Origin of the sequence: Pseudoalteromonas sp. MelDa3 (assembly GCF_002863625.1) — a bacterium.
Taxonomy (GTDB): domain Bacteria; phylum Pseudomonadota; class Gammaproteobacteria; order Enterobacterales; family Alteromonadaceae; genus Pseudoalteromonas; species Pseudoalteromonas arctica.
In genome coordinates this window covers 1-10,391 of sequence record NZ_PJBR01000237.1, presented here as the reverse complement: position 1 = coordinate 10,391, position 10,391 = coordinate 1, and the positions used below count along the sequence as shown (strand labels likewise).

Genomic DNA, 10,391 nt, shown 5'->3' with positions numbered 1-10,391 from the left:
GAGTAATAATCTTCACTAAAAGACCGTATATATGACAGCAAACCTGTCCCTGCTATCGTTGAATGACACCTTGCAATACTGGAGGAGACCATATATGAACTCTAGATAATAAATCTATCTCAAGTAGAGTTCAGGTTAACTAATAGATAGCCTAGTTAAACTGGGTTATCTATATCTATAAATGTCACATCAAAACCATGCTCTTGAGCAAGTAACTCACCCAGAGCTTTTACACCATAGCGCTCTGTTGCATGATGCCCTGCGGCAAAAAAATCAATGTTTTGCTCACGAGAACTATGAATTGTTTGCTCCGATGCCTCACCCGTTAAATAAGCATCAATACCTTGCTCTGCAGCTAAATCAATATACCCTTGCCCACCACCGGTGCACAGTGCAATGGTTTCAATTTTTGTTGAACGCACTAAACTTGTGAGTGGGGTTCGATTTAGCACTTTTGCAATTTTATCTGCAAAATCTTCACCACTTAATGGTGTTTTTAAACGCCCTTTCATTGCTACGCTATTTGAAGTTGGCTCTAGCCCTGTTTCAATTTCAATATCCAATAACTTTGCAAGTTGCGCGTTATTGCCAACTGCTGGATGAATATCGAGTGGTAAGTGATAGCCAAATAAATTAATATCGTGTGCTAATAACGCACCTATACGACGCTTTTTCATTCCCGTTATTGGTTGGGATTCCCCTTTCCAAAAAAATCCATGGTGAACTAAAATAGCATCTGCTTGTTGCTCAATGGCAGCTTCTATTAAAGCTTGACTTGCGGTTACACCCGTCACAATTTTTTTAATTTCGTTTTTACCTTCAACTTGTAAGCCATTTGGGCAAAAATCTTTAATTAATTGAGGTTTTAAAATGTCATTTAGGAGTTGGTTAAATTCTCTACGTTGCATATAACTTACCTTACTTAGCACTGAATTTTGTGCAAATTTTGGCGTTTATAGCCCTAAAATGGAAGGAAAATCGCAAAAAATTGAAAAACTGTTTTAAAATAGGTATAAATACCTCTTCTTTATCTGTGTTCACAACGTATAGGGTCTCTGATGAGCAAACTAGACAAAACAGAAGTGTTATCTGCCTTTGAAGCAGCGTACGAAACTGCCAATGGTAAAAAACCTGAAATCACAACTAAACCTGGTTGGTACAGCATTGATGGCGGTAAAAATTTACGCCTAGCTGACGTAGCAGAGCTTACTAAAAAGTTAAACTCTGGTAAAACAACTAAAACGAAAAAACCAAAAGCAGCTGCGCCTGTTAAAGCACAGAAAAAAGCGCCATTCACTGTTGTTACCGAAAACGAAGAAGGTTACACAGCGGAAGAACTTTGGATTGTAATTTTAGCTCGTAAAGATCATGACTGTCGCTTACCGCGCGGTGTTGTTTAATCAACATTTATGATTTTTAAAAGAAACCGCGTTAAGCGGTTTTTTTATGTGCGTTATTTGCTAAAAAATATCTAAAAATTATATTAATTATCGTCTTCCAACCTTAATTGCACCATTTAATCAAAAAAATAGAGCCTTATAAGTTGAGTAAGACTAAAAAAAGCGGCTATGTAGCCGCTTTCAAAAGATCAAAATAAATTATAACTTTTCGAAGTAAAGTGGTTCGCGCTCTTTTTTACCCATTTCACTCATTGTCTCTGCATTGAATAATCGACCATTGATCATGGTGTAATCTACTTTATCCGAATCTCGAATATTTTTAAGCGGATCGCCATCTATAACCATTAAATCTGCCAGTTTGCCCACTTCAAGCGAGCCTACGTTTTTATCAAGCCCTAAATACTTAGCCGGATCGAGTGTTGAAGCACGTATAGCCTCAAGCGGTGTCATTCCGCCTTGTGCAAACATCCACATCTCCCAGTGTGCACCTAAGCCTTCACGCTGACCGTGAGCACCTAAGTTAACTAATACACCTAGGTCTTGCAGCTCAGCAGCAACGCGTGCGTTATTAAAGTGATTATAGTGATGATCGGGCGCTTTAATGCGGCGCATAGAGCGTGGTAATAATTGGTTTTTAGGCACAAATTTACTTAAACGCGGATGATTCCACACATCAGTTTTATCGTACCAGTAATTTTCACCCCAAATGCCACCATAAGCCACTACAAGTGTTGGTGTATAGCCAACATCACTTTGCGACCATAACTGCTTTATATCGTCGTATATGTTCTCTACAGGGATTGAATGCTCGATACCTGTGTGTCCATCTACAATCATACTTAAGTTATGTTGTAATAATGATCCACCTTCTGGTACTACCATCATTTCAAGCATCCGGCCTGCTTCAATAACTTGTTGGCGCTGCTCTCGGCGTGGTTGGTTATACGATTTAACACTAAACGCCCCTACTTTTTTAAGGCGCTCTAAATGAAATTTAGCATCGTCTAACGAGTCAATATGCGACGTATAACCTGGCATATTTGCGCCATATAAAATAGTACCGGTTGAGAAAATACGCGGGCCAACAATCATGCCTGCCTTTTGCATTTCGCTTGCGGTAAATATTTCTGAGGTATCGTTTGATGGATCGTGAATTGTAGTAACACCTAGCGCTAAACCTGCAAAGTTTTTCCAGTTTTGCTCAGGTATAATTTCGTCACTTGCTTGCGAGCCATGTGCATGAGCATCAACAATACCAGGCATAATAGTTTTACCTGTTACATCAATAACCTCAGCACCTTTAGGAATGCTTATATCGCTGGCTGTACCAATAGCTTTAATATGCTTGCCATCAGTAATAATGACACCATTTTCAATAACCTTTTCGCCGTCCATAGTTATAATTTTTGCACCAGTGAGCGCAATCATACCTTTAGGCTCTGCCATTTTTTTACTGAAACCGATATTATCGCCACTTTTTACTTTAAAGTCGGCATCTTCGGCTTTGTTAATGGCAAACATCCCCTCAAGGCTTGCATGATAAAGCTCAGGCCCTAATGTCCAATAAAGTTTGTTGCTCTTAGCACTCCAGCTAATGTTTTCACCAGCACGTACCGATAACTGCTCTATTGGAAATTGACTGTCTTTAGGCCCAATATTAATTGTTTTACCACTTTGAACAAACGGCGTTACAAATACTTTAAATCGCTCAGCAAAAGCCAGATATTGCCCATCTGGTGATACTCTAAATTCAGTCGCATGCTCTGACTCGTATAGTTTGCGAACTTTTTTACTTTCAAGCTCAACTACACTAAGCGTTGGTTTTGGCCAAGGACTCATTATAAAAACGCGATCGTTTGCATCTCCAAATTGTGGTTGATAACCACTTTTTGAAATAAGCTCACTTTTACCGCCTTTTGCGCTTACGCTATAAACCCCCGGATTAAGTGACCACTTAGGGTTTAAAATACTGCCCCCCGTGGCTTTTCGATAAACAACCGTTTTCCCATCTGGACTAAACGTAGGCTCTACGTACTTGCCAGGCTCTTTAGTTATTGTATCGCCACGACCACTGCGCGCAGACACAACCCTTACAGACCCTTGTTTGTTGTCATCCCATGTGGTGTAAACTATTTTTTTACCATCGCGAGAGTACTGTGGAAATAATTCGTAATGATCAGTTTGCTTTGTTAAACGCTTAATTTTACCCGACTCTAAATCGCGTTTATAAATATGCCCAAGCGCTTCAAAAATTGCCGTTTCGCCATCTGGGCTTACTTGCACATTACGCAGCATTTTTACATCAAATTCATCAGTATCTAAGTTTTGTGTAAAGCGCACTGCTTTTTGAATTTTTTTAGTGGTTTGCACTTTAAAAGGAATGGTTTTTACAGATTTGTCTGCAACATCTAGCTTGTGAATTGTACCACCAGCCCAAAATACTAACTCTTCGTTATCGGGGGTCCATGCAATAGTTGGGTATACACCATGAATAGCCCATGTTTCTTGCATATCTCGCTCAAGCTTATCGTAAAGCTTAGTGTGCTCACCGCTAGTTAAGTCATATAAATACAAGCTAGTTTGAAAGTCATCACGCTTTATATAAGCAAGCTTTTTACCATCTGGTGATGGTGTAGGCCTAATAGCACCGCCCGTCGTATCGATTATGGTTTCAATTTCACCCGTTTCACGGTCGTAGCGCTTAATTTTATAAATGCCCGCTACAGAATCCTTTGAATAATGAAAGGTTTTACCGGGTGTTGCATCATGCGAAAAGTATACATAACGACCATCAGGTGAAAACATTGGCTCACCTAAATCTTTTTGATCGTTCTCGCGTTTTGTAAGCTGTACGCCCTTGCCACCCGCTTTGTGATACAACCACACTTCACCTGCTCCCAATGAGCGGCTAGCTGTAAAGTGTTTACGCGCAACTAAGTAGTCGCCATCAGGACTCCATGCAGGACTATTTAGTAATCTAAAGGTTTCATCGGTAACAGCGTGTTGATTTTCACCATTTAAGTCCATTATCCAAATGTTATCGCCACCACCTTGATCGGAGGTAAACGCAATACTTTTGCCGTTAGGACTAAAGCGTGGTTGCATTTGCCATGCAATATCAGAGGTGAGCTTTGTGGCTGTACCACCACTCATTGGCATAGTATAAATATCGCCAAGTAAGTCAAACACCACGGTTTTACCATCAGGGCTAATATCTATATTCATCCATGTGCCCTGATCAACGCTAATTGCAGCGTCAACAAATTGCCCCTTAGGTGAATCTACTTGCCATTTTTGTTCGTCTTTTTCAGCGGCATTTACCTGCCCTATCGCTAATGACACCGACAGCGCCAATACTGTATGAAGCATTTTTTTCATGCGTTTCTCGCTTGTTATTGTTGCAGTAAAAACTATTTCACATGATTGCAACAAAAACAAACGCAACTTGCCAGCGTTATATGATAAAGCGCGGTTTATGTAGGTTTAATGCCAAACAATAGGGTCAAATTGATAGTAATTAACGAGCATACTGTAAATTTCAGGATCGTATCGGCGAAGCTCTGCGGGTTTTTCGAGGAAGGTTTCGGTGAGTACAGCAAAAAACTCAGCTTCGTTAGTCGCACCATAGCTGTGAATAACATGCGGCATGCTATAGGCAACATGGCTTTTTAACTGGGTGAAAGCGCGACTAAATACTCTGCCCCACTCTTTGTAATCTGCTGAGCTCTTTAAAATGGGTGTGCCCGTTGTTTTACCTGTTTCTTGATCGAGTTGATGCGCAAACTCATGAAATACCAAGTTATGTCCATCGCTTGGTAAACGATTACCCTCAAGTACATCATGCCAGCTTAAAACGAGCGTGCCGCCAGGCCATGACTCGCCTAGTCTTACCGTATTATGGTAACTCACAAGTCCTGCACTATCGCGAGTTGATTGCGGAGCATAATAAGCACTTGGATATAATAAAATTTCTTTTACATTTCTATATAACGGCCACGGTTTATTAAGTACTAATACACACGCATCGGCGGCAACAATTAACTTCATTGCAGACGTTAGCCTTAAGCCATCACAACCGACAAAGCGTTTTTCGTTTAAAAACCACGTAATATGTCGCTCTAATTTTTCTCTGTCGGCGTCGGTCATTTTTTTATAGATGGGCATGCAACGCAGTAAAATATCTTTTTGCTGCGAATTTAAAGCAAAGTCTTTATATTTACTGCGCCATAATCGGTTTTGAATTGATGGCCAACGCCAGAAAATCACCACAAAAAGAATTAAAACAACAATTAACAGTCCATTTATCATGGGGATTTCCTGAGCTAAAGTATGGTATATAAATATGTCCAGCACACGTGCTTTTCAAGCATACAAGGTTATGTATTTGAATATAAAGTAATTCACATCGCATTGCTTATAGATTACTTATAGATTACTTATAGATTACTTATAAATTGTTTACTGCTTTGCACTGCCGTTACTGATGTGTTTAAAGTTAACCTTTGCAAAAGGTGTCAAATGTACCCTGCAATGTGTTTATAAATTTCGCTACGTGCAAACCATCCATTAATGAATGGTGTACATCGATAGCTAAAGGCATTGTGCCTGTGTGTTTATCAAACTGACCAAATACAAATTTAGGAATGCCTAAACTCTGCCCTTCACTAAATGCATGCGAAAACGCACTAAAATTCAGCCACGGCAAAACAGATATATGAATTAAATCTGCCTGTCCTTCGGTTTGGGCAAACGCATCAGAAAAAAGCGGTTGTGACTTCGCTTTTTCACCCACCTGCTCTGCATGAACAGTAAACTCTTTGAACGTGTTTTTATAATTAAAATAACTAAATATAAACGTGTCGTTTTTGGCAAGCTCAACCACACTAGCACGCACAGTATTAAGTAAGCATGGCTTACTATTATTTATACGTAACATTATTGGCTCATATGCATAGCAAGCTTTTAAGGTGCAATACACATACGCTTGAAAAAAAGAAATTTGATTGGTTTTACAATAATCGTATAGCGTTTGAATATCTAAACGTACACACACATTAAAATAAGGCTGAGAGAAGTTTTTAAATAATTCAAAATGTTGCTTTCGAGGCCAATTATCCAAATCGATAGGCTGCATAAGAGAAGTTGAAGAAGTCATAATTTGCCGCACAAAATTAAAAATAAATTGTACCGCTGTTCAATAATAATTGCATTAGGGTCTGTTGATCTTTCAAGGTTAAATTTGCAGTAGTCTGTTTGGTATTTAGGCAAGGCAGAGCCTATGCAGTGTGGTTATTCCCCATAAATGGGCGATAACGTAGCATTAATGCCAAACAGGAGCTGCCCAAAGGGTTCTTCCTAGGGGCTATTTACTCTTTGTTGCTCGGTTTTTACTTATTCTTACATGGATGTAAGTCAGTAGAATAACGCAGGAGCAGTTATCGAGCCCACTAGGTTACAAATCTCGCGCCGCGATTAAACAGCCTCTAGCTTGAACAAATTTTAATCCGCAAAGTTCAACAGACCCTGACTTACAGATAAACAAAAGGTGTGCAATTGCACACCTTTATTGCATTTTAGCTTAAATTTATAGACCGTTTTTAATGATCTCTTGTGCTAATTCGTCAGCAATTAAATGCGTAGATTTTTGCTCTTTTTCGCTTCGAGCAAAGATTTCAGTTAACGTTTTAAAAATACCTTCAACATGCTTATTTGAAGCATCGCTACTGTAACCTTCTGGTGCTGTTTCGTAATAAACGTTAATAATACCACCGGCGTTAATTACGTAATCTGGAGCATATAAAATGCCTTTTTCACGAATAACTTCACCGTGGCGAGATTCAGCTAACTGATTGTTAGCACAACCCGCAATAATAGTCGCCTTTAAACGCGGTATCGTTAAATCGTTAATAGTTGCACCTAATGCACAAGGTGCATATACATCAACATTTAAGTCGTAAATTTCATCAATGCCAACCGCAGTTGCGCCAAACTCATTAACAACACGATCAATAGCTGCTTGGTTAATGTCTGTTACAAACAACTCAGCGCCAGCATCGGCTAAATGTTTACATAAACCATAAGCAACAGCACCTAAACCTTGAACGGCTACTTTTATACCTGCAAAGTTTTGATGACCACGTTGATGTTGTAACGCGGCTTTAATTCCTAAAAAAGTACCGTATGCTGTAAATGGTGATGGATTACCACTTTTGCCTTCAAGACCAAGTACGTAATTAGTTTCTTTATTCATAAGTGCAACATCAGCACAGGTAATATTTACGTCTTCGGCTGAGTAATAGCTGCCATTTAATCGCTCTAATTGACGACCAAATGCACGAAATAATTGTTCCGATTTAATTTCTTTCGCATTACCTATAATTACAGATTTGCCGCCACCAAATGGTAAACGTGCTACTGCATTTTTATAAGTCATGCCTTTCGATAAGCGCAGTACGTCATAAACTGCATCTTCGTCGTTCGCATAATCCCACATTCTACATCCGCCAACAGCAGGACCTAGCTTAGTGTTATGTACAGCAATAATTGCTTTTAAACCCGACTCTTCATCAGAACAAAAAACCACTTGTTCGTGGTTATCAAATTCAACTCGATTAAACACAGCCACTTAAAATACTCCGAAATAGTTAACCCGTGAGAGGGTATGCGCGCTGGAAATTGCCGAGACTTTATCACTTCATATTCGAGTTCGCTATACTCACAGAAGATAAAACCGATGAAAACATCAAGCTTAAATTAAATAACCGAATTAAAACCTTTATATAGATAAAAAATTCACAAAACCGTCATTTGTAAGTTTTAAAAACTATAAATAGAATAACCACACCAATTTACGTTTACGTGAACGTAATACAGCTATTGCATGTAAAGTTTAATATACACGTGCTACTTGCCCGCCACGTACTGCTGCCTATAGGTTTTCAGTAAAAAGTGAGCTTTCTCGTAAACTGGTCAGAGCTGTAAGATTGGTAATGGCTCTATTTAAAAAACAAAAAAGCGAGCACTAGGCTCGCTTTTAAAAGCATAACGTACGTTATTTTAGTTTGCTATCAAGCTCTTCTATTTTAGCTTTCCAGATCGCAGGACCTTGTGTATGCGCATTAGCGCCTTCACTGTCTACTGCAACGGTCACTGGCATATCTTCTACTTCAAATTCATAAATAGCTTCCATACCTAAATCTTCAAAAGCAACTACGCGTGCTTTTTTAATTGCTTTAGATACTAAGTAAGCCGCACCGCCTACTGCCATTAAATAAACAGATTTATGCTCTTTAATAGACTCAACAGTTGCAGGCCCACGTTCTGCTTTACCAATCATGCCTACAATGCCTGTTTTTTCTAGCATCATATCGGTAAATTTATCCATGCGAGTAGCTGTTGTAGGACCTGCAGGACCTACCGCTTCATCACGTACTGCATCTACTGGTCCAACGTAATAAATAAATTTATTATCAAAGTCTACGCCTTTTGGTAAACCCTCACCTGAGTTGATCATATCTTGTAGACGTTTATGCGCTGCATCACGACCTGTTAAAATAGTGCCTGAAAGTAAAACGGTTTCGCCCATTTTCCATTCTTGAACATCTTTTTTAGTCAGTGTATTTAAGTCAACACGACGTGTGCCTTCGCCCACTTCAAATGTAACTTGTGGCCAATCCTCTAGTTTAGGTGCTTTTAAATTAGCAGGACCAGAACCGTCAAGTGTAAAATGTACATGGCGAGTTGCCGCACAATTTGGGATCATTACTACAGGTTTTGAAGCCGCATGCGTTGGTGCTGTTTTAATTTTAACATCAACAACCGTTGTTAAACCGCCTAAGCCTTGTGCGCCAATACCTAATTTATTAGCACGGTCAAAAATTTCTAAACGTAGTTTTTCTTCAGTTGTTTGCGCACCGCGTTCCATTAGTTCATGGATATCAACCGGGTCCATTAACGACTCTTTAGCCATTACTGCCGCTTTTTCAGCCGTACCACCAATACCTATTCCTAGCATGCCTGGCGGACACCAACCAGCACCCATTGTTGGTAGTGTTTTTTCTACCCATTCAGCAACATCATCTGACGGGTTTAACATAACCATTTTACTTTTGTTTTCAGAGCCGCCGCCTTTAGCCGCAACCATTACTTCTACTTTACCACCCGCTACTAAATCAATATGCACAACCGAAGGCGTATTATCTTTCGTGTTTTTACGCGTGCCAGCAGGGTCTGCAACAATAGATGCACGTAAAGGGTTATCTGGATTCAAATATGCACGACGAGTACCTTCATCAACCATTTGTTGAACGGTTAAATCTGTTTTATCCCACTTAACATCCATACCTACTTTAACAAAACAGGTAATAATACCGGTATCTTGGCAAAGTGGACGCTTGCCTTCAGCCGACATGCGTGAGTTAATTAAAATTTGTGCAATGGCGTCTTTAGCCGCTTTACTTTGTTCTTTGTTGTAAGCTTTTTCGAGAGCTTGAACAAAATCAAGTGGGTGATAGAACGAAATATATTGCAATGCATCTTCAATGCTATCAATAAAGTCTTGCTGACAAATTGTACTCATAGTGGTTCCTTAAGTTACCGTTACGCGTTGTCGCGTAATCTAAATCAAACCGGTGACGGTGGTTTGCACTGTTTTTTACAGCTTAGTGCTGCCAAAAAATTTGACTTATGATACCCTCCCAGCCCGTTTCGAGCCAGTTCTTAAAGGGGCAGTAAATGCTAAACAATAAAAAAAATTGTATTAAATTAGGCATAACACAAAACTGCATTGACGTTTTTGCGCATTTTTCACATTTGCCTTATGCAATTCTATTAGATTCTGCAAATAGTAATCATATAAACAGCCGTTTTGATATTATTGCCATTGAGCCGCAAAATACCCTTGAAGTAAAAAATAATAAAAGCTTTTTAAATAATATAGAAAGTAGTGATAACTGCTTTAAAATTATGAATAATGAGCTTTCGCATCTTGAT

Annotated in this window: 7 protein-coding genes and 1 pseudogene; 2 read left to right on the top strand and 6 right to left on the bottom strand. The window is 39.3% G+C overall.

Features of this window, described 5'->3' with window-relative positions; genetic code table 11:
- Positions 1-155: 155 nt before the first annotated feature.
- Positions 156-908, bottom strand: coding sequence for a Nif3-like dinuclear metal center hexameric protein (locus CXF89_RS20000; protein ID WP_121955569.1), 753 nt, complete (start codon positions 906-908; stop codon positions 156-158).
- Positions 909-1,058: 150 nt separating this feature from the next.
- Here CXF89_RS20000 and CXF89_RS19995 point away from each other — a divergent pair, with 150 nt between their 5' ends.
- The gene (locus CXF89_RS19995) at positions 1,059-1,400 is read left to right on the top strand and encodes a hypothetical protein (RefSeq protein ID WP_002961684.1); all 342 of its coding nucleotides are present in this window, start codon (positions 1,059-1,061) and stop codon (positions 1,398-1,400) included.
- Between the two features lie 198 nt (positions 1,401-1,598).
- On the opposite strand, the gene CXF89_RS19990 is transcribed toward CXF89_RS19995, so the two are convergent.
- The 5 genes from CXF89_RS19990 to CXF89_RS19965 all read right to left on the bottom strand — a co-directional run bounded on the left by CXF89_RS19990 (position 1,599) and on the right by CXF89_RS19965 (position 9,978).
- Entirely contained in the window at positions 1,599-4,778 is a 3,180-nt protein-coding gene (locus tag CXF89_RS19990) for an amidohydrolase family protein (RefSeq protein ID WP_121955568.1), read from the bottom strand.
- 105 nt (positions 4,779-4,883) lie between these two features.
- On the bottom strand, positions 4,884-5,708 hold the full coding sequence (locus tag CXF89_RS19985; protein WP_002961680.1) for a M90 family metallopeptidase: 825 nt from the start codon (positions 5,706-5,708) through the stop codon (positions 4,884-4,886).
- Between the two features lie 187 nt (positions 5,709-5,895).
- Positions 5,896-6,534 (bottom strand): chloramphenicol acetyltransferase, encoded by a 639-nt coding sequence (locus tag CXF89_RS19980; protein ID WP_121955570.1) that lies wholly within the window; start codon positions 6,532-6,534, stop codon positions 5,896-5,898.
- 450 nt (positions 6,535-6,984) lie between these two features.
- A complete protein-coding gene (locus CXF89_RS19970) occupies positions 6,985-8,025 on the bottom strand; it encodes a Leu/Phe/Val dehydrogenase (RefSeq protein WP_121955567.1) in 1,041 nt (346 codons plus the stop codon).
- Between the two features lie 426 nt (positions 8,026-8,451).
- Positions 8,452-9,978 (bottom strand): fumarate hydratase, encoded by a 1,527-nt coding sequence (locus tag CXF89_RS19965; protein ID WP_121955566.1) that lies wholly within the window; start codon positions 9,976-9,978, stop codon positions 8,452-8,454.
- Positions 9,979-10,133: 155 nt separating this feature from the next.
- On the opposite strand from CXF89_RS19965, the pseudogene CXF89_RS19960 reads away from it, so the two are divergent.
- Positions 10,134-10,391: pseudogene (locus CXF89_RS19960) on the top strand (aminodeoxychorismate synthase component I); the annotation flags it as partial.